16 protein-coding genes are annotated in these 19,914 nt (G+C 55.8%); 10 read left to right on the top strand and 6 right to left on the bottom strand.

The genetic code is table 11. From position 1 onward, the window contains the following. The first annotated feature begins 424 nt into the window (after positions 1–424). From trxB to infA, 5 genes are all read left to right on the top strand, one after another. Entirely contained in the window at positions 425–1,393 is a 969-nt protein-coding gene (gene trxB, locus MKleb_RS09055; protein ID WP_025108299.1) for a thioredoxin-disulfide reductase, read from the top strand. A gap of 114 nt (positions 1,394–1,507) precedes the next feature. Beyond that, positions 1,508–3,274, top strand: a complete 1,767-nt coding sequence (gene cydD, locus MKleb_RS09050; protein WP_025108298.1) for a heme ABC transporter permease/ATP-binding protein CydD — start codon at positions 1,508–1,510, stop codon at positions 3,272–3,274. Next, positions 3,275–4,996: a heme ABC transporter ATP-binding protein/permease CydC gene (gene cydC / locus MKleb_RS09045; RefSeq protein WP_025108297.1), complete on the top strand. Its 1,722-nt coding sequence runs from the start codon at positions 3,275–3,277 to the stop codon at positions 4,994–4,996. A 38-nt stretch (positions 4,997–5,034) separates the two neighbouring features. After that, a complete protein-coding gene (gene aat / locus MKleb_RS09040) occupies positions 5,035–5,739 on the top strand; it encodes a leucyl/phenylalanyl-tRNA--protein transferase (protein ID WP_217076589.1) in 705 nt (234 codons plus the stop codon). A 279-nt stretch (positions 5,740–6,018) separates the two neighbouring features. Next, entirely contained in the window at positions 6,019–6,237 is a 219-nt protein-coding gene (infA, locus tag MKleb_RS09035; RefSeq protein ID WP_002211347.1) for a translation initiation factor IF-1, read from the top strand. Positions 6,238–6,374: 137 nt separating this feature from the next. On the opposite strand, the gene clpA is transcribed toward infA, so the two are convergent. Both clpA and clpS read right to left on the bottom strand, forming a co-directional pair. Then, the gene (clpA, locus tag MKleb_RS09030) at positions 6,375–8,657 is read right to left on the bottom strand and encodes an ATP-dependent Clp protease ATP-binding subunit ClpA (protein ID WP_217076588.1); all 2,283 of its coding nucleotides are present in this window, start codon (positions 8,655–8,657) and stop codon (positions 6,375–6,377) included. Positions 8,658–8,687: 30 nt separating this feature from the next. Further along, positions 8,688–9,005 (bottom strand): ATP-dependent Clp protease adapter ClpS, encoded by a 318-nt coding sequence (gene clpS, locus MKleb_RS09025; RefSeq protein WP_217076586.1) that lies wholly within the window; start codon positions 9,003–9,005, stop codon positions 8,688–8,690. A 324-nt stretch (positions 9,006–9,329) separates the two neighbouring features. On the opposite strand from clpS, the gene cspD reads away from it, so the two are divergent. Beyond that, positions 9,330–9,560, top strand: coding sequence for a cold shock-like protein CspD (cspD, locus tag MKleb_RS09020; RefSeq protein ID WP_004100627.1), 231 nt, complete (start codon positions 9,330–9,332; stop codon positions 9,558–9,560). 68 nt (positions 9,561–9,628) lie between these two features. On the opposite strand, the gene macB is transcribed toward cspD, so the two are convergent. The 3 genes from macB to MKleb_RS09005 form a co-directional block, all read right to left on the bottom strand. Next, positions 9,629–11,575 (bottom strand): macrolide ABC transporter ATP-binding protein/permease MacB, encoded by a 1,947-nt coding sequence (macB, locus tag MKleb_RS09015; RefSeq protein WP_217076585.1) that lies wholly within the window; start codon positions 11,573–11,575, stop codon positions 9,629–9,631. Further along, positions 11,572–12,687 (bottom strand): macrolide transporter subunit MacA, encoded by a 1,116-nt coding sequence (gene macA / locus MKleb_RS09010; RefSeq protein ID WP_014228619.1) that lies wholly within the window; start codon positions 12,685–12,687, stop codon positions 11,572–11,574. Before macA ends, macB begins: the two co-directional genes overlap by 4 nt. A 175-nt stretch (positions 12,688–12,862) precedes the next feature. Continuing rightward, positions 12,863–14,521 carry an ATP-dependent endonuclease gene (locus tag MKleb_RS09005; protein WP_217076583.1) on the bottom strand — a complete coding sequence of 553 codons (1,659 nt, stop codon included), beginning with the start codon at positions 14,519–14,521 and terminating at the stop codon, positions 12,863–12,865. Positions 14,522–14,903: 382 nt separating this feature from the next. Between MKleb_RS09005 and aqpZ the strand changes: the two genes are divergently transcribed. The 4 genes from aqpZ to hcr all read left to right on the top strand — a co-directional run bounded on the left by aqpZ (position 14,904) and on the right by hcr (position 19,400). Further along, complete coding sequence (gene aqpZ / locus MKleb_RS09000; RefSeq protein WP_004849414.1) at positions 14,904–15,599, top strand: aquaporin Z; 696 nt, start codon at positions 14,904–14,906, stop codon at positions 15,597–15,599. A gap of 125 nt (positions 15,600–15,724) precedes the next feature. After that, complete coding sequence (locus MKleb_RS08995) at positions 15,725–16,624, top strand: LysO family transporter (protein ID WP_004849412.1); 900 nt, start codon at positions 15,725–15,727, stop codon at positions 16,622–16,624. A 144-nt stretch (positions 16,625–16,768) separates the two neighbouring features. Continuing rightward, positions 16,769–18,421 carry a hydroxylamine reductase gene (gene hcp, locus MKleb_RS08990; RefSeq protein ID WP_025108293.1) on the top strand — a complete coding sequence of 551 codons (1,653 nt, stop codon included), beginning with the start codon at positions 16,769–16,771 and terminating at the stop codon, positions 18,419–18,421. Positions 18,422–18,431: 10 nt separating this feature from the next. Next, on the top strand, positions 18,432–19,400 hold the full coding sequence (gene hcr, locus MKleb_RS08985) for an NADH oxidoreductase (RefSeq protein ID WP_025108292.1): 969 nt from the start codon (positions 18,432–18,434) through the stop codon (positions 19,398–19,400). Positions 19,401–19,439: 39 nt separating this feature from the next. Here the strand turns inward: hcr and MKleb_RS08980 are convergent, their stop codons facing one another. Then, positions 19,440–19,874, bottom strand: coding sequence for a DoxX family protein (locus MKleb_RS08980; RefSeq protein ID WP_025108291.1), 435 nt, complete (start codon positions 19,872–19,874; stop codon positions 19,440–19,442). Positions 19,875–19,914: the final 40 nt, after the last annotated feature.

Below are 19,914 nucleotides of genomic sequence, written 5' to 3'. Positions count from 1 at the left end.
CGTGAGAAGCCCGTTGCCTGACGGCAGTCACCGACATCACGCATGGCGTCTGTCCACACCATGCGTAGATTTCGCTAACCCGGATAAAAATGGCATTTGCGTGCATGAAAATTCGCCACACGCGAAACACTGCTTTTCTTCTTCCATGAATGTTTTCGCAAAAGCACAGGGGATTGTCAAAGCAAAACATCGATTTTTAGTACAAGATGCCAGATATTCATAATCCTCCCCGGTTGATTCTCATGTTTTCCTCTTATAATTGTCTCGCTAACAGTAGAATTAGTTATATTCTTCGTTCGTTAAATCGCCGATTAATCGGCAGCTTCTATTGCACATATCGTTAACAAAACCGCCGCGCTCTTTTTTTACGTCCACAAATTCCCTACAATCCAGCTCATGTATGCCAATAAATTATGAGGATCTCATGGGCACGGCCAAACACAGTAAACTGCTTATTCTTGGTTCTGGACCTGCGGGATACACCGCTGCGGTCTACGCAGCGCGCGCAAATCTGCAGCCGGTACTGATTACCGGAATGGAAAAAGGCGGTCAGCTGACCACCACCACGGAAGTGGAAAACTGGCCAGGCGATCCTAACGAACTGACCGGACCGCTGCTGATGGAGCGCATGCATGAACATGCCACCAAATTTGAAACCGAAATTATTTTCGATCATATCAACAGCGTCGACCTGCAAAACCGTCCGTTCCGCCTGGTCGGCGACAGCGGCGAATACACCTGCGATGCCCTGATTATTGCCACCGGCGCTTCAGCACGCTATCTGGGTCTTCCCTCGGAAGAAGCGTTTAAGGGCCGCGGCGTGTCTGCCTGCGCGACCTGCGACGGTTTCTTCTATCGTAACCAGAAGGTTGCCGTCATCGGCGGCGGCAATACGGCCGTCGAAGAGGCGCTGTACCTGTCTAACATTGCTTCTGAAGTGCATTTGATCCACCGTCGTGACGGCTTCCGCGCGGAAAAAATCCTTATCAAACGCCTGATGGACAAAGTGGAGAGCGGCAATATTGTGCTGCACACCCACCGTACGCTGGAAGAAGTGACCGGCGACCAGATGGGCGTAAGCGGCTTGCGTCTGCGCGATACCCAGAATGCGGATAACGTTGAATCCCTCGAAGTTGCGGGGCTGTTCGTGGCTATCGGCCACAGCCCGAACACGGCAATTTTCGCCGGTCAGCTGGAGCTGGAAAACGGCTACATTAAAGTCCAGTCCGGCATCCACGGCAACGCTACCCAGACCAGCATCCCGGGCGTCTTCGCCGCCGGCGACGTGATGGATCATATCTACCGTCAGGCGATTACTTCTGCGGGTACCGGCTGCATGGCGGCGCTGGACGCGGAGCGCTATCTGGATGGTTTAGCCGACGCTTGCAAATAATCTTTACAAGTCAGTAACAAAGGTAAAGAAGGCGACGAAAAGTCGCCTTTATTTTTGCCTCGTTGTAACATTGCCGTGCCCAAAAAACTCATAACTACACCTGCTAAGCGCGCAATGAATAAAACCCGTCAACAAGAGTTAACCCGTTGGTTAAAAGATCAAAGCATTATCTCCCGTCGCTGGTTGATGATTTCCCGCGTATTGGGCGTCGTTAGCGGCCTGTTGATCGTCGCCCAGGCCTGGTTCCTGGCGAGGATCCTCCATCGCATGATTATGGAAAATATCCCCGCGACGGCGCTGCTGCTGCCCTTTACGCTACTGGTGCTGGTCTTTGTGCTGCGCGCCTGGGTGGTCTGGCTGCGTGAAAGAGTGGGTTTTCAGGCCGGTCAACATATCCGCCTTGAGATCCGCCGTCAGGTTCTGGATCGTTTACAGCAGGCGGGACCGGCGTGGATACAGGGCAAACCTGCGGGTAGCTGGGCCACGCTGATCCTTGAACAGATCGACGATATGCATGACTACTATGCTCGCTATTTGCCGCAGATGACGCTGGCCGCCTCTGTACCGTTGCTGATTGTTATTACGATTTTCCCCATCAACTGGGCCGCGGCGCTGATTCTGCTGGGTACCGCACCGCTTATTCCGCTGTTTATGGCGCTGGTGGGAATGGGCGCGGCTGATGCCAACCGCCGCAACTTTCTCGCTCTGGCGCGTTTAAGCGGCCATTTTCTCGATCGCCTGCGCGGTATGGAAACGCTGCGTATTTTTCATCGCGGCGAAGCGGAGACGGACAACATACGCGAGGCCTCGCAGGATTTCCGCCAGCGGACAATGGAAGTGCTGCGCCTGGCGTTTCTCTCCTCCGGTGTCCTGGAGTTTTTCACCTCGCTGTCGATTGCGCTGGTCGCCGTTTACTTTGGTTTTTCCTATCTGGGAGAGCTCAACTTTGGCCATTACGGCGCCGGGGTGACGTTGATGTCCGGTTTCCTCGCCCTGATTCTGGCTCCTGAGTTTTTCCAGCCACTGCGCGATTTAGGCACCTTTTATCATGCGAAAGCGCAGGCGATTGGCGCCGCCGATAGCCTGAAGACCTTTATGGAAGCGCCGCTGGCGCAGGCAGAGCGTGGGGAAAAGGCATTAAAAGATAATGAAACGGTAAGCCTTGAAGCTCGCGACCTGCTGATTAAGTCTCCCGAAGGAAAAGTGCTGGCCGGGCCGCTGAATTTTTCCCTGCGCGCCGGTGAACGCGTGGTGCTGGTTGGGCAAAGCGGCTCGGGAAAAAGCTCGCTACTGAATACGTTAACGGGTTTTCTTCCCTATGACGGCTCGCTCAAGGTCAATGGCGTCGAGTTAAAGAGTCTGGATGCCGACCGCTGGCGTCGTCTCCTGAGCTGGGTCGGGCAAAATCCGCAGCTGCCCGCGGCGACGCTGCGCGAAAACGTCCTGCTCTCCTGCCCTGAAGCCACCGAAGCGCAGCTGCAGCTTGCGCTGGATAAAGCCTGGGTTAGCGAGTTCGTCTCTCTTCTGCCGCAGGGTATTAATACGCCTGTTGGCGATCAGGCCGGCCGGCTGTCGGTCGGGCAGGCTCAGCGCGTCGCCGTCGCACGAGCGCTGCTGGTGCCCTGTCGTCTGCTGCTGCTTGATGAGCCTGCCGCCAGCCTTGACGCGCATAGCGAACAGCGCGTGATGCAGGCGCTGACCAATGCATCAACGCAGCAAACCACGTTAATGGTTACCCATCAGCTGGAAGGACTGGCGAACTGGGATGCGATCTGGGTTATGCAGGATGGTCGAATTGTTGAGCAAGGCAGCTATTCGCAGCTGGCGGCCGCTGGCGGCCCCTTCGCGACCCTGCTCGCTCATCGTCAGGAGGAGATTTAAATGCGCGCATTATGGCCTTACCTGGCGCTGTACAAACGACACAAATGGCTGTTGCTGCTCGGTATCGTGCTGGCGATCGTGACGCTGCTGGCCAGCATTGGCTTATTAACGCTATCCGGCTGGTTCCTGTCGGCATCAGCCGTCGTTGGCGTGGCGGGCATCTACAGCTTTAACTATATGCTGCCAGCCGCGGGCGTGCGCGGCGCGGCAATTATTCGCACCGCGGGCCGCTACTTTGAGCGTCTGGTCAGCCATGACGCCACCTTCCGCGTTCTGCAACACCTGCGGGTCTTTACCTTCAGTAAGCTGCTGCCGCTCTCCCCCGCCGGGCTGGCGCGTTTTCGTCAGGGCGAGCTGCTTAACCGGGTGGTTGCAGATGTCGATACCCTGGATCATCTCTATTTGCGCGTCATATCACCGCTGGTAGGCGCGCTGGTGGTGATCCTGGTCGTCACCGTAGGGTTGAGCGTGCTGGACGTCACTCTGGCCCTGACCCTCGGTGGTATTATGCTGCTCACCCTGCTGGTGATGCCGCCGCTGTTCTATCGCGCAGGTAAACCCGCAGGTGAAAGCATAACCCGGCTTCGCGGGCAATATCGCCAGCATCTGACCTCATGGCTCCAGGGACAGGCGGAACTCATGCTGTTCAACGCCAGCGACCGCTACCGGCAGCAAATGGAAAAAACGGAAGCGCGCTGGCTGGATGCGCAGCGTCGCCAGGCTGAGCTCACCGCGCTCTCTCAGGCGCTGATGCTGCTGATTGGCGGAATTGCGGTTATCGCTATGCTGTGGCTCGCCTCCGCGGGCGTTGGCGGCGATACTCAGCCAGGGGCGCTGATTGCGCTGTTTGTCTTCTGCGCGCTGGCGGCGTTTGAAGCGCTGGCGCCGGTAACCGGCGCATTTCAGCATTTAGGGCAGGTGATCGCCTCCGCAAAGCGCATCACGCAAATTACCGAGCAAGAGCCGGAAGTGGCCTTCCCTCAGGGCGAAGGCCAGACGCTGGATCGCGTCTCGTTACGCTTACATCAGGTCACCTTCAGCTATCCGCAGCAGCCCTCCCCCGCGCTGGAGAAAGTGTCATTGCAGATCGAGGCCGGAGAGCATATCGCCATCCTCGGACGAACAGGCTGCGGTAAATCGACCCTGCTGCAGCTGCTGACCCGCGCCTGGGATCCGGCTGAAGGGGAAATCTTACTCAACAATCAGCTGCTGGGGCAGTTTAATGAGGCGACGCTGCGCCGGGCGATGAGCGTCGTGCCGCAGCGCGTACATCTGTTCAGCGCTACGCTGCGCGACAACCTGCTGCTGGCTTCTCCCGGAGCCAGCGATGCCCGACTTGCCCAAACGCTTGAACGCGTCGGCTTAGCGAAATTACTGGAAGATAGCGGTCTGAATAGCTGGCTGGGTGAAGGCGGCCGTCAGCTTTCCGGCGGCGAGCTGCGCAGGCTGGCTATCGCCCGCGCCCTGCTTCACGATGCGCCGGTCATGCTGCTTGATGAACCTACTGAAGGCCTCGATGCGACGACCGAAAGTCAAATCCTTGATTTACTGGCGGAAGTGATGCGTGAAAAAACCGTGTTAATGGTAACCCATCGTCTGCGCGGACTGGCGCGTTTTAATCAGATAATAGTCATGGACAACGGGAAGATTATTGAGCAAGGTAGTCACGCAGAACTGCTGGCTGAACAGGGGCGTTACTACCAGTTTAAGCAGCGCCTGTAGGCTACTATTGAATCATTGCCTGATGCGTTGAGGTAAAAATGCGGCTGGTTCAGCTCTCTCATCATTCCATCGCCTTCCCCTCCCCGGAAGGCGCTTTACGCGAACCTAATGGCCTGGTAGCGCTGGGCGGCGATCTTAGCCCGGCGCGTTTACTGATGGCCTATCAGCGCGGTATTTTTCCGTGGTTTTCGCCCGGCGACCCTATTTTGTGGTGGTCCCCCGATCCGCGAGCGGTACTGTGGCCAGAGAAATTTCATCTCAGCCGCAGCATGAAGCGTTTCCATCAGCGCTCGCCTTATCGCGTCACGCTGAATCACGCCTTTGGTCAGGTTATCGAGGGCTGCGCCGACCACCGCGATGAGGGAACATGGATAACGCCGGGGATCGTTCAGGCGTACCACCAGCTGCATGAGCTGGGACATGCTCATTCTGTTGAAGTATGGCAGGGAAAGGAATTAGTCGGCGGGATGTACGGCGTCGCGCAGGGCGCGCTGTTTTGCGGAGAGTCGATGTTCAGCCGTGCCGAAAACGCCTCTAAAACCGCGCTGCTGGTCTTTAGCCAGATATTTTCGCAGGATGGCGGAAAATTAATCGATTGTCAGGTGCTGAATAAGCATACGGCGTCGCTGGGCGCAGTGGAAATTCCCCGCCGCGATTACCTCGACTATCTTTCCGTGCTGCGGACGTATCGTCTGCCGGAGCGATTCTGGGTACCAAGGATGCTATTTGCAGGAGAAGCATAAATGTTTTCAGCACATTTTTTGTTGGGATGTTATAATTGCGCGGTAGAGTAGCTTCTGCCCGTTGCCCCGCCGCCGTTTGGGAATAATAAGAGTCAGATAACACCCATTGTTCTGTCACTCCCCCTTTACGTTTGCGCCTGTCACCCGGTTTATCCGCGTGAATTACGGGTAATGCGCCAAAACTACTTCGGCGATTTGACGTAAAACTTTACATACTTGCTGAACTTCGGCATTATCTTGCCGGTTCAAAACTACGGTAGTGATACCCCAGAGGACTAGATGGCCAAAGAAGACAATATTGAAATGCAGGGCACCGTACTTGATACGCTGCCTAACACTATGTTCCGCGTAGAACTGGAAAACGGTCACGTGGTAACTGCGCATATTTCCGGTAAAATGCGTAAAAACTACATCCGCATTCTGACGGGCGACAAAGTGACTGTTGAGCTGACCCCGTACGACCTGAGCAAAGGCCGCATTGTCTTCCGTAGTCGCTGATCGTTTTCGCGCTTAGCGCGCCAGATGCTGAAGGCCGGGATAATTCCCGGTCTTTTCATTTCTGCGTCATTTACAACTTAAAGCGCGCAGATAAAAAAACCGGCCCTGAGGCCGGTTTTGTCACTGAGTACCGAAACTTAATGCGCCGCTTCCGGTTTGTGCTTCTGCGCACTCTGGAAGTCGTAGGTCAGCGCATTTTTCTCTTTATCCAGTTCAACGGTCACCTGTCCGCCGTCAACCAGTGAGCCAAACAGCAGCTCGTTGGCCAGCGGTTTTTTCAGGTTGTCCTGAATCACCCGCGCCATCGGACGCGCGCCCATGGCCCGGTCGTAGCCTTTCTCGGCCAGCCAATCGCGGGCTTCCTGGCTGACTTCCAAAGAGACGCCTTTCTGATCCAGCTGAACCTGCAGCTCGACGATAAATTTATCCACCACCTGATGGATAACCGTCGTAGACAGATGATCGAACCAGATAATGTTGTCGAGACGGTTACGGAACTCCGGCGTAAAGATCTTTTTGATCTCATCCATCGCATCCGGACTGTTGTCCTGATGGATGAGGCCAATGGATTTACGCTCGGTTTCGCGCACCCCGGCGTTGGTGGTCATCACCAGCACCACGTTGCGGAAATCCGCTTTGCGGCCGTTGTTGTCGGTCAGCGTCCCGTTATCCATCACCTGCAGCAGCAGGTTAAAGACATCCGGATGCGCTTTTTCAATTTCATCCAGCAGCAGCACCGCGTGCGGATGCTTAATAACCGCATCGGTCAGCAGCCCGCCCTGATCGAAACCGACGTAGCCCGGAGGCGCACCGATTAAGCGGCTGACGGTATGACGTTCCATATATTCGGACATATCAAAACGCAGCAGCTCAATGCCCAGCGACTTCGCCAGCTGTACGGTAACCTCGGTTTTACCGACCCCGGTAGGCCCGGCAAACAGGAAAGAGCCGACGGGTTTGTGCTCATGGCCAAGCCCGGCGCGCGCCATCTTGATCGCTTCGGTTAAGGCCTCAATCGCCTTATCCTGGCCGAAGACCAGCATTTTCAGGCGATCGCCGAGGTTTTTCAGCGTATCGCGATCGCTGCGGGAAACGCTCTTCTCAGGTATACGCGCAATCCGCGCCACCACGGACTCAATATCCGCCACGTTAACCGTTTTCTTACGTTTGCTCACCGGCATCAAGCGCGCACGCGCCCCGGCTTCATCAATCACGTCAATCGCCTTATCCGGCAGATGACGATCGTTAATGTACTTCACCGCCAGCTCTACCGCCGCACGTACCGCTTTCGCGGTGTAACGGACGTCGTGGTGCGCTTCATACTTCGGCTTCAGGCCGTTAATAATCTGCACCGTCTCTTCCACGGAAGGTTCGGTGATATCAATTTTCTGGAAACGCCGCGCCAGGGCACGATCTTTTTCAAAGATGTTGCTGAACTCCTGATAGGTCGTCGAGCCAATGACCCGAATCTTACCGCTGGAAAGCAGCGGTTTAATCAGGTTAGCGGCATCGACCTGCCCGCCGGAAGCCGCCCCCGCACCGATAATGGTGTGGATCTCATCGATGAACAGAATACTGTTGGTGTCCTGCTCCAGCTGCTTAAGCAGCGCTTTAAAGCGTTTTTCAAAGTCGCCGCGGTATTTGGTACCTGCCAGCAGCGAGCCAATATCCAGTGAATAGATAGTGAAATCGGCCATCACTTCCGGCACGTCGCCCTGCACGATACGCCAGGCAAGACCTTCAGCGATAGCGGTTTTACCAACGCCGGATTCCCCCACCAGCAGCGGGTTGTTCTTGCGGCGGCGGCACAGAACCTGAATAGCACGTTCCAGCTCTTTCTCGCGGCCGATCAGCGGATCGATACCGCCTACGCGGGCAAGCTGGTTGAGGTTGGTGGTGAAGTTTTCCATACGATCCTCCCCGCCTGCTTGCTCTTCGCTGCTGCCAGGCTGACTTCCGCTGTTATCGGAAGACTGGCTCGGCTCGTCTTTACGCGTACCGTGAGAGATGAAATTCACCACATCAAGTCGGCTGACTTCATGTTTACGCAGCAGGTATGCCGCCTGAGATTCCTGTTCGCTAAAAATCGCGACCAGAACGTTGGCGCCGGTCACTTCGCTGCGGCCGGAAGACTGGACGTGGAAAACAGCACGTTGCAGCACGCGCTGGAAGCTCAGCGTCGGCTGAGTGTCGCGCTCTTCTTCCGTTGCAGGCAGTACGGGTGTGGTCTGTTCGATGAAGGCTTCAAGCTCCTGACGCAGCGCGACCAGGTCCACTGAACACGCTTCAAGCGCTTCGCGGGCCGAAGGGTTGCTAAGCAGCGCCAGCAACAAGTGCTCGACGGTCATGAACTCATGACGGTGCTCGCGCGCTCTGGCGAAAGCCATGTTTAAACTGAGTTCCAGTTCTTGATTGAGCATAGGCACCTCCCCCAAGTTTATTGCCTGCATTCAGGCTTTTTCTTGCGTACACAACAACGGATGTTCGTTCTCCCTCGCATACTGGTTCACCATCGATACTTTGGTTTCTGCGACTTCTGCGGTAAACACCCCGCAAATCGCTTTACCTTGATAGTGAACCGTCAGCATCAGTTGCGTTGCACGTTCAACATCATAAGAAAAGAATTTTTGTAACACGTCAATAACAAACTCCATTGGAGTGTAGTCATCATTGACTAATATCACTTTATACATAGATGGCGGTTTAAGCGCATCTTTAACTTCGTCCTCAATTAGCTGATCGAAGTCCAACCAGTCTCTCTTACTCATCGTCAGTGTTCATCATCGGTTGCTGTTGCCAACAGGCGGTGGCCTGTCGATGACCAGAGGCTATGCACATCACAAATCTACAATAGATCATAGATAATTATCATCTATTACTTCCATCCGCGACGTCTGTCACATTCCCCGGCAATAGCGTTAACTGCTTCAAATTTTGACGCATTTTTCACCGTCCCCTGGCGTCAATCGCTTGACGCATTTCCTGATTTCTCTAAATTGTAGTGGCGAGAGTTGGCGAGCAAATGAACAACTCGTCACTCCACTACCGGTTCATTCCATCTTACTTATAAGATTTACGAAGGATGTCGAAGTATGGAAATGGGTACTGTTAAGTGGTTCAACAATGCCAAAGGGTTCGGTTTTATCTGCCCTGAGGGCGGCGGCGAAGACATTTTCGCCCATTACTCGACCATCCAGATGGATGGTTACAGAACGCTAAAAGCCGGACAAGCGGTTCGGTTTGATGTTCACCAGGGGCCAAAAGGTAACCACGCCAGCGTGATTGTCCCTGTTGAAGCTGAAGAAACAGAAACAGCCGCATAACTCTTTTGCTTCATTGTGTACATCCCGCCAGCAAAATGCCAGTCCTTCTGACTGGCATTTTTTTATCGCTACTCGCGCGCCAGGGCGTCGACGGGGTCCAGACGAGCCGCATTGCGCGCCGGTAGCCAGCCAAACAGCACCCCGGTCAGCGTGGAGCATAAAAACGCGGTCAATAGCGCCAACGGTGAAAAACCGATCTCCCAGCCGGGTAAAAACAGCTGTAATACAAAGGCAATCAGCAGCGAAAGCGTGACGCCCAGCGCCCCGCCAACCAGGCAAACCAGCACCGCCTCGATCAAAAACTGCTGTAAGACATCGCTGGCCCGCGCCCCGACCGCCATACGGATACCGATCTCCCGCGTGCGTTCGGTGACGGAGACCAGCATAATATTCATCACGCCAATCCCGCCGACCACCAGCGCAATCACCGCCACCAGCGTCAGAAACAGCTGTAATGTATGTGTGGTCCGTTCCGCCGTTTTCAAGATGCTGTCCATATTCCAGGTGAAAACATCTTTCTTACCGTGACGCAGTTCCAGTAGACGCAACAGCTGCTGCTCGGCAACCGCGCTGTCGTAGCCTTCATTGACGCGCACGGTGATGGAATTCAGCCACGACTGCCCCATCACCCGGCCAGCCATCGTGGTATAGGGCAACCAGACGCGCAGAATTTTGCTGCTGCCGAACATTGACTGTTTTTCATCCGCCACGCCGATCACCGTCGCAGGCATATTGCCGACCAGAATCACTTCGCCGACGACCCGCGCTTTGTGCGGAAATAGCTGTCGGCGCGCGTTGCTGTCGAACACCACCACCTGCGCGCGGCTATTTAGCTGAAGCTCGTTAAAGGTATTGCCTTCGCTAAAGGTCATGCCGTAGACGTTAAAGTACTGCGCCCCTACGCCCTCGGCGCTGGCGGCAACGTCGATATTATCCGCCCGCAGGCGCAGGCTTTTTGATACCGCAGGGGTCGCCGAGCTCACCCACGGCTGTTTCTGAATAGCTAACAGGTCATCGTACTTGAGCGATTGCTGATAGCGGGGATCGTCATCGCCGAAATCCTTGCCGGGATATACATCAATGGTATTGGTGCCGATGGCGCGGATATCGGCCAGCACCATCTGCTTCGCGGCATCGCCCACCACCACAATCGACACCACAGATGCGATGCCGATAATAATCCCGAGCATCGTCAGCAGCGTACGCATTTTATTTGCCGCCATCGCGCGCCAGGCCATGATCAGCGCTTCGCGAAAGCCGCTGCTGAACTGACGCCACGCCGACGGTTCGGCCGCCGTGCGCTGGCGCAGTACGCCGCCTTGCGCCGGGCTCAGCGCGGGCGGATTACGCACGATTTCACCGTCGTGGATCTCAATCACCCGCTCCGCCTGGGCCGCTACCTGCGGGTCATGGGTGACGATAATCACCGTATGCCCCTGCGCTTTTAGCTGGTGAAGGATCCCCATGACCTCTTCGCCGGAGCGGCTATCCAGCGCACCAGTTGGCTCATCCGCCAGAATCACTTCCCCGCCGTTCATCAGGGCACGGGCGATACTCACCCGCTGCTGCTGGCCGCCGGAGAGCTGCGAAGGCTGATATTCAGCTCTGTCGCCCAGCCCCAGCCGAACCAGCAGCTCATGGGCCCGGGCAAGGCGCGCTTTGCGCTCGGCGCCGGCATAAACCGCAGGAACTTCCACGTTCTGCGCCGCGGTGAGATGCGATAACAGGTGATAGCGCTGGAAAATAAAACCGAAATGTTCCCGCCGCAGGCGCGCCAGCTCGTCGCCGTTGAGACGAGCCACGTCCGTTCCCGCGACCCGGTAGGTACCGCCGGTCGGTTTGTCCAGACAGCCGAGAATATTCATCAGCGTGGATTTCCCGGAGCCGGACGCGCCGACGATTGCCACCATCTCACCGGCGGCAATGTTCAACGTAATGCCTTTCAGCACCTCAACGTTGCCATCGCCGGAGGGGTAGCTGCGGCGAATATCACGCAGTTCCAGTAACGCCGTCATTTCGCCGCTCCGGCCGCACCTTCGCCGATAATGACTTCATCCCCCTCGTCCAGCCCTTTCACCACCGCCACATCGGTGTCGTTACGCGCGCCGATAACGATTTCACGCTCTTTAACTTCACCGGTACGCAGCAGACGCACGTGATAGCGGTTATCGCCGATGGCCTCACCCAGCGCGCTCAGCGGGATGGTAATAACATTTTTCACTTCTGAGAGCTGAATATGCACCTGGGCGGTCATCTCCAGACGCAAGATGCCCTGCGGGTTCGGCACTTCAAAACGGGCGTAGTAGAAAATAGCGTCGTTGACCTTTTCGGGCGTCGGGAGAATATCCTTCAGCGTTCCTTCATAGCGCGTCAGCGGATCGCCCAGTACGGTAAACCAGGCCTTTTGCCCCGGCTTAAGATGAATGACGTCCGCTTCCGAGACCTGCGCCTTCACCAGCATGGTGCTGAGATCGGCCAGGGTCAAAATATTCGGCGCCTGCTGGGCGGCAATCACCGTCTGCCCCTGCAGGGTGGTGATTTGCGTCACTTCTCCGGACATCGGCGCCAGAATTTTGGTGTAGTCGAGGTTGGTTTTGGCCGTATCCAGGGTCGCCTGATTGCGTTTGACCTGGGCTTCAATCGTGCCGATTTGCGCCTCTTTGACCGCTAAGTCGGTCGCGGCGGTATCGAGGTCCTGGCGAGAGACCAGCTGCCGCTGCGCCAGCTGCTGCTGACGAGCCAGCGTCGCCGCAGACAGTTTACGTTCCGCGCGCGCCTGGTTCAGCTGCGCCCGTAGCTCCATCAACGTCGCTTCGACTTCCTTTATCTGGTTTTCCGCCTGCTCCGGGTCGATAACCCCCAGCAGCTGGTCTTTTTTCACTTTGTCGCCAATCTCGACGCGCAGCGTTTTTAGCTGCCCGCTCACCTGCGCCCCGACGTCCACTTTTTTCAACGCATCGAGCTTACCGGTCGCCAGCACGCTCTGCTGAAGGTCGCCTTTACGCACCACCAGCGTCTGATACTGCGGCAGCGGCGCATTCAGAATTCGCCATCCCCAGACGGCGAGGGCCAGCACGACAATCGCCAGCAGCCACCAAACTTTCCTGCGCTTTCCATTTAATTTCATAACAATTCCTGATGTTTTAACCCGCAGAACCCGCGACAATTCTATCTAAATGCGGCAATAGAATAACGCGCATTTTTAGATGCGCTTCATTTTTGTTTAACTGAAGTTGAGGGTGTGCAGATGAAGACCTGCCGGGATGGATCGCCCGGCAGAAAGAGAGAAACAGCGGCCAGCGCTAATCCGCGCGTCCGCGCGCCAGCCATAGCACGCGAGAGAACATTTTTTTCAGCAGTGCTGGAATGGCGTCAACCCCGCGCCGCCCGGCCTCCATAGCCACTTCAATCGCCAGGTCCGGTTTTGACGAACGGTGAATCGCTTTGGTGATCACCCGCCGCATATTCATGGGTATATTCATCGGCAGCTGCGCGACCCGGTGATAAACATCGTCGAAGCCCTGACGGTACATAAAATGCTCCATATCCATCGCCGGTAGCGCGGTGAGATGGTCTCGCTCCAGCATTTTATCGTCATTCAACAAACTGCGAACGGTGGCGGCGTATTTCTTCCCGGCTTCATCGCCATCCACCAGCACATGCCACTCAATACCCATTCGCCGGGCGAATTTAATCAACGGCTTCAAACCCGACTGGGCAAACTCAATGACCTTCACCCCTTCCGCATCAAAGTGATGGCCGCACTGGCGGGCCAGCTCGTTGATAACCCAGGTTTCCGTCTCCCCCTCCACCAGCAGCCAGCAGCGGGCAAACAGCGATGAAGCACGGTTAAAGCGAATATGAAACGCGATGCGCCGGCTGTCTTCCGCATTCATCCCGCCGGGCCCCAGCCGCCAGGCCGACACTCGTGAAGATTCACGCACCAGCCGACAGACGTGCTCGACGGGCGTTAATGACAGCAGTTCGCCGGAGTTCGTTGTCGTCACCCGCTGCAGCGGCAGTAAATTGAGCAAATGCCAGGCCACCGACAGCATAATAGGATGCAGCCGGGTTTCCGGGTCCTCAATCAACAAGAGCGGCCGCGCATCGCGATCGAGCCTTACCGTGCCTTTCGCCTGCAGCAGAGTCGAAAACAGCCCCAATAAAATCACCCGATGGCTGCGCCCGCCGGGTTTGTCGATCATCCTGTTGATGATGTCCAGATAGCGCCAGCTGCGCTGTTCATCATGTGAATGACGGCGCATCAGACGATGGCGCGACTGCGCGCTGCTCTGCTCGGCAAAATAGTGCTCCAGCAATTGCACCATAGCCGACAGCCCCTGGCGGATCTGCCCATCGGTTAAATTTTGCGGATGATGCACCAGCTCGCGGGAGAGAAAATCGAGCTGGCGGGCGGTAATCTCGATCTGCGGCGAATGCGGCACGGTACCGTTATGGATCCTCCGCATAAAACGGGCGTCGCGTAGCCGCAGAACCGGCATCAGCCGTACCAGGTGACGGGCGAGTTCATCAATATCGTCAAGCTCCAGCGCTTTCCCTTCACCATCAATAAAGCTGCGCAGGGTCATCACGCTGTCGTCATCGGCAAGCTCCCCCTCCAGGCGATAGAAAACGCGCTGATAGCCATCGTCGCAGGGAACCCAGCAGCTGCTGAGAGGACGATAGCGTCGAACCCGATGGCGACCGGGTTCATTTTCACGGAAGGTCAGGATGATATGCAGATGATGCTCGCGCCCCTGAATATCGCCGGGCGGAAACCAAAAATCTTCCCGAACAAAATGATAGAGGTCGAACTCCGGCGACAGGAGCAGCGTCAGGGCATCCAGCAGGCTGGATTTACCCCAGGAATTTTCGCCAATCAGCACGTTATTTTGTTCAAGCATCAACGATAATCGGTTAATGCCGCGAAAACCGACTATTTCTACGCGCTCAAGATGCATATGCCCTCCGCTCAGTGGCGACTATCTCCTTCAGTTATCAGCAGTATAGCGAGGTGAGCATCAACATGACACTCCGGGCGTCTGCGAATCGCTCATGGCTGCAGGGGGGAATGTGATGCGCCGTACTTCACTTAATTGAGAAACGCATTCATCATTGAAAGTCGTTTTTTTAACCGTTTTTGTTCTACACTTTTAAAAAATCCGACATGAAAAGGAATCCCAGCGCATTGTTCTAAATCAAATTACATCAATTTATTTAACTGGTCCCAAGGTGGCGATCGTCCCTAGAATAGCGTCGCTTTATTCTGGTCGTCATTCTTTGTGGCGAAAATAAAGGCCGGCACGAAAACTCGTGCGCGTTTACGTTTTTATTGAGGTGGTTATGTTTAGAAAATTAGCAGCAGAATGCTTTGGTACATTCTGGCTGGTATTTGGTGGTTGCGGCAGCGCCGTTCTGGCTGCGGCATTCCCTGAGCTGGGAATTGGTTTTGCCGGCGTCGCGCTGGCTTTCGGTTTAACCGTATTAACCATGGCGTATGCCGTCGGTCATATTTCCGGCGGACACTTTAACCCGGCGGTAACTTTAGGTTTATGGGCCGGCGGTCGTTTCCCGGCCAGGGACGTGATTGGTTATATTATCGCCCAGGTTGTCGGCGGTATTATCGCCGCCGCTATTCTGTACGTTGTCGCCAGCGGTAAAGCGGGCTTTGACGCCGCCGCTAGCGGATTCGCATCGAACGGCTATGGCGAACATTCTCCCGGCGGTTTCTCCATGCTCTCCGCTATTGTGATTGAGATCGTCCTGACCTGCGGCTTCCTGCTGGTCATTCACGGCGCCACGGATAAAAACGCACCGGCCGGCTTCGCTCCTATCGCTATTGGCCTGGCGCTAACGCTTATCCACCTGATCAGCATTCCGGTCACCAACACGTCGGTAAACCCGGCGCGCAGTACCGCGGTAGCGATATTTCAGGGCGGCTGGGCGCTGCAGCAGCTGTGGCTATTCTGGGTGATGCCGATTATCGGCGGCATTCTCGGCGGCGTGCTCTACCGCACCCTGCTGGAAAAACGCAGCTAAACTTCCCCCACTTTTCTTGAGGCCCGGTGCTGCCGGGCCTTTCTTTTTTTCCACCACTTTACTCAGTCCGGCGATTTGGGTAGTGTCAGGGGCGCTATTTTCATTCTGCAAGGACCAGGTCGTTCATGTTTTCGGGACTTTTAATCATTCTGCTGCCGTTGGTTATAGGCTATCTTATTCCTCTTCATCGGCCATCAGCCCTTAAACTCATCGCGCGACTTCTGAGCTGGATTGTCTACGTTATTCTCTTTTTTATGGGTATTAGCCTGGCCTTCCTGGATAATCTGGCCAGCAACCTCCTGGCGATCCTTCATTATGCGGCGGTCAGCGTCGTTATTATTCTGCTGTGCAATATTGCCGCCCTGATGTGGCTCGAGCAAAAAATGCCCTGGCAAAATCATCATCGTCAGGAAAAATTACCCTCCCGTCTAGCAATGGCTCTGGAATCCCTTCAGCTATGCGGCGTGGTATTTATTGGTTTTCTGATTGGTCTGAGCGGCATATCCTTTTTACAACACGCCACCGAGGCCAGCGAATATACCCTGATCTTCCTTTTGTTCCTCATCGGTATTCAACTGCGCAATAATGGCATGACGCTGCGGCAGATCGTACTGAATCGCCGCGGAATGATTGTCGCGGTAGTGGTCATGGTCAGTTCACTGCTGGGCGGTATCATCAACGCCTTTATTCTCGACCTGCCGCTAAAAACCGGGCTGGCCATGGCTTCCGGGTTTGGCTGGTATTCGCTCTCCGGGATCCTGCTGACCGAATCCTATGGCCCGGTAATTGGCAGCGCCGCCTTCTTTAACGATCTTGCCCGCGAGCTGCTGGCGATAATGCTTATCCCCGGACTGGTGCGCCGCAGCCGTTCCACCGCGCTGGGCCTTTGCGGCGCGACATCAATGGACTTTACGCTGCCGGTACTGCAACGCTCTGGCGGGGTGGAGATTGTGCCGGCGGCCATCGTTCATGGCTTCATTCTCAGTCTGCTGGTGCCCATATTGATGGCTTTCTTCTCCGCTTAATACCTCTCTGGCGGTAGTCTTCTGCCGCCAATTTTGCGCTAAATCAATCTCCCCGTAAGTTGTATCAGAAATACCTTTTCTCTTCTCGCGCTCGGGCATAATCTTAAACATGTATATTAAATATAACTTTAAAAAGGTGTGACCATGTTTTGTGTGCAATGTGAACAAACCATCCGTACCCCGGCAGGGAACGGCTGCTCTTACGCGCAGGGTATGTGCGGGAAAACGGCCGAAACGTCCGATCTGCAGGATCTGCTGATTGCCTCTCTGCAGGGGCTCTCCGCCTGGGCGCTTAAAGCCCGTGAATACGGCATCATCGACCACGACATCGATAGCTTTGCGCCGCGCGCTTTTTTCTCCACGCTGACCAACGTTAACTTCGATTCCCCGCGTATCGTTGGCTATGCGCGCGAGGCCATCACCCTGCGTGAAGCGCTGAAAGCCCAGTGCCTGAATATTGATGCCCACGCGACGGTTAACAACCCGATGGCCGATCTGCAGCTGGCGAGCGACGATCTGGGCGACCTGCAGCGCCAGGCGGCGGAATTCACCCCGAACAAAGACAAAGCGGCCATCGGCGAGAACATTCTCGGCCTGCGCCTGCTGTGCCTGTACGGCCTGAAAGGCGCTGCGGCTTATATGGAGCACGCGCACGTTCTGGGTCAGTACGACAACGACATCTACGCCCAGTACCATAAAATCATGGCGTGGCTCGGTACCTGGCCTGCCGATATGAACGCGCTGCTGGAGTGCTCGATGGAAATCGGCCAGATGAACTTCAAAGTGATGAGCATTCTGGACGCTGGCGAGACCACCAAATATGGTCACCCCACCCCGACTCAGGTCAACGTCAAAGCGACCGAAGGCAAATGCATTCTGATTTCCGGCCATGACCTGAAAGATCTGTACAACCTGCTGGAGCAAACCGAAGGTACCGGGGTTAACGTCTACACCCACGGTGAAATGCTGCCAGCGCACGGTTACCCGGAACTGCGTAAATTCAAGCATCTGATTGGTAACTACGGCAGCGGCTGGCAAAACCAGCAGGTTGAGTTTGCCCGCTTCCCTGGCCCGATTGTGATGACCTCTAACTGCATCATCGACCCAACCGTCGGCGCCTATGACGACCGTATCTGGACCCGCAGCATCGTCGGCTGGCCAGGCGTCAATCATCTGGAAGGCGAAGATTTCGCCCCGGTTATCGCCCAGGCGCAGCAGATGGCGGGCTTCCCGTACAGCGAGATCCCGCACCTGATCACCGTTGGCTTCGGTCGTCAGACCCTGCTGGGCGCGGCTGATACGCTGATCGACCTGGTGAGCCGTGAAAAACTGCGCCATATCTTCCTGGTGGGCGGCTGCGACGGGGCGCGCGGCGAACGTAACTACTTCACCGATTTCGCCACCAGCGTACCGGACGACTGCCTGATCCTGACCCTGGCCTGCGGTAAATACCGTTTCAACAAACTCGAATTCGGCGATATCGAAGGTCTGCCGCGTCTGGTCGATGCCGGTCAGTGTAACGACGCTTACTCTGCCATCATCCTGGCGGTCACCCTGGCTGAGAAACTGGGTTGTGGCGTGAACGACCTGCCGCTGTCTCTGGTGCTCTCCTGGTTTGAACAGAAAGCGATTGTTATTCTGCTGACCCTGCTGTCGCTGGGCGTGAAAAATATCGTCACCGGCCCGACGGCGCCGGGCTTCTTCACGCCGGACCTGCTGGCCGTTCTCAACGAGAAATTCGGTCTGCGTTCCGTGACCACCGTTGAAGAAGACATGAAGCAGCTGCTGAGCGCGTAAGGAGTAAAGAATGACAATGCCAACTCATCAGTGCCCATGGCGGATGCAGGTTCATCACATCCATCAGGAAACGCCGGATGTATGGACAATTTCGTTGCTGTGCCACGACTATTATCCGTACCGTGCCGGGCAGTATGCACTGGTCAGCGTACGTAATTCAGCGGAGACGCTGCGTGCTTACACCATTTCATCGACGCCGGGAGTAAGCGAGTACATCACGCTGACCATCCGTCGGATTGACGATGGCGCAGGCTCACAGTGGCTGACCCGCGACGTGAAGCGCGGCGACTATATCTGGCTGTCCGATGCCATGGGTGAATTTACCTGTGAAGATAAGGCTGAAGATAAGTTCCTGATGCTGGCTGCTGGCTGCGGCGTTACGCCAATCATGTCAATGCGTCGCTGGTTGGCAAAGTACCGCCCGCAGGCCGATGTGCAGGTGATCTTTAACGTTCGTTCACCGCAAGATGTTATTTTTGCCGACGAATGGCGCGAATATCCGGTGACCTTAGTCGCTGAAAACAATGCCACCCACGGTTTTGTTTCTGGCCGACTGACGACCGATCTGCTGAAAAGCGTACCGGATCTGACCTCTCGTACCGTGATGACCTGCGGCCCGGTGCCGTATATGGATTGGGTTGAGCAGGAGGTGAAAGCGCTGGGCGCGACGCGTTTCTTTAAAGAGCAGTTCTTTACGCCGGTAGCCGAAGCCGCTACCAGCGGCCTGAAGTTCACCAAACTGCAGCCGGCGAAAGCGTTCTACGCGCCGGTCGGCACCACGCTGCTCGAAGCGCTGGAAAGCAATAAGGTGCCGGTTACCGTCGCCTGTCGCGCAGGCGTCTGCGGCTGCTGCAAAACCAAAGTGGTTTCCGGAGAATATACCGTCAGCAGTACCATGACGTTAACCGATGCGGAAATCGCTGAAGGCTACGTGCTGGCCTGCTCCTGCCACCCGCAGGGTGATTTAGTACTGGCTTAACCCTCAACTGCCGGATGGCGCAACGCCATCCGGCAACGTTTACCGCCAGGCTGAATTGCCGGCGATGGCATAGCGCCCTGCCCCGAGGAAGGCAATCGCCAGCGCGCCCACAAAGAAATAGACCAGGCTCTCAATCGCCCACGCGCCTACCGCATCCAGCGCAAAGGTTTTGCCCGTCCCGACCATCAGCCAGGCCACGACCATCGTAAACGCCAGCACCAGCGCCGCCGGACGCGTAAGCACTCCCAGAATCAGCAGGCAAGGCGCTACCACCTCGCCCACTAAAACCCCATAAGCGATAAACCCCGGCAATCCTTTTGCTACCAGCATATTGCTGATTCCCCCTACGCCATCAAATAGCTTATGCAACCCGTGAAACAGCATCAGCCCGCCAACGGCAAGTCGTAACAAGAGTTTGCCGAAATCGTCATGGGATAGCAGTTTATTAACAGCATTTAACAGCGATTTAACCATTTGAAATGATTCCTGTTTACCACTTTATGTGAGCTCAGAT

The organism is Klebsiella sp. PL-2018, assembly GCF_019048985.1.
GTDB lineage: Bacteria > Pseudomonadota > Gammaproteobacteria > Enterobacterales > Enterobacteriaceae > Klebsiella > Klebsiella michiganensis.
The sequence above is the reverse complement of the archived record's forward strand: the minus strand, read 5'-3'. Positions and strand labels throughout refer to the sequence as shown.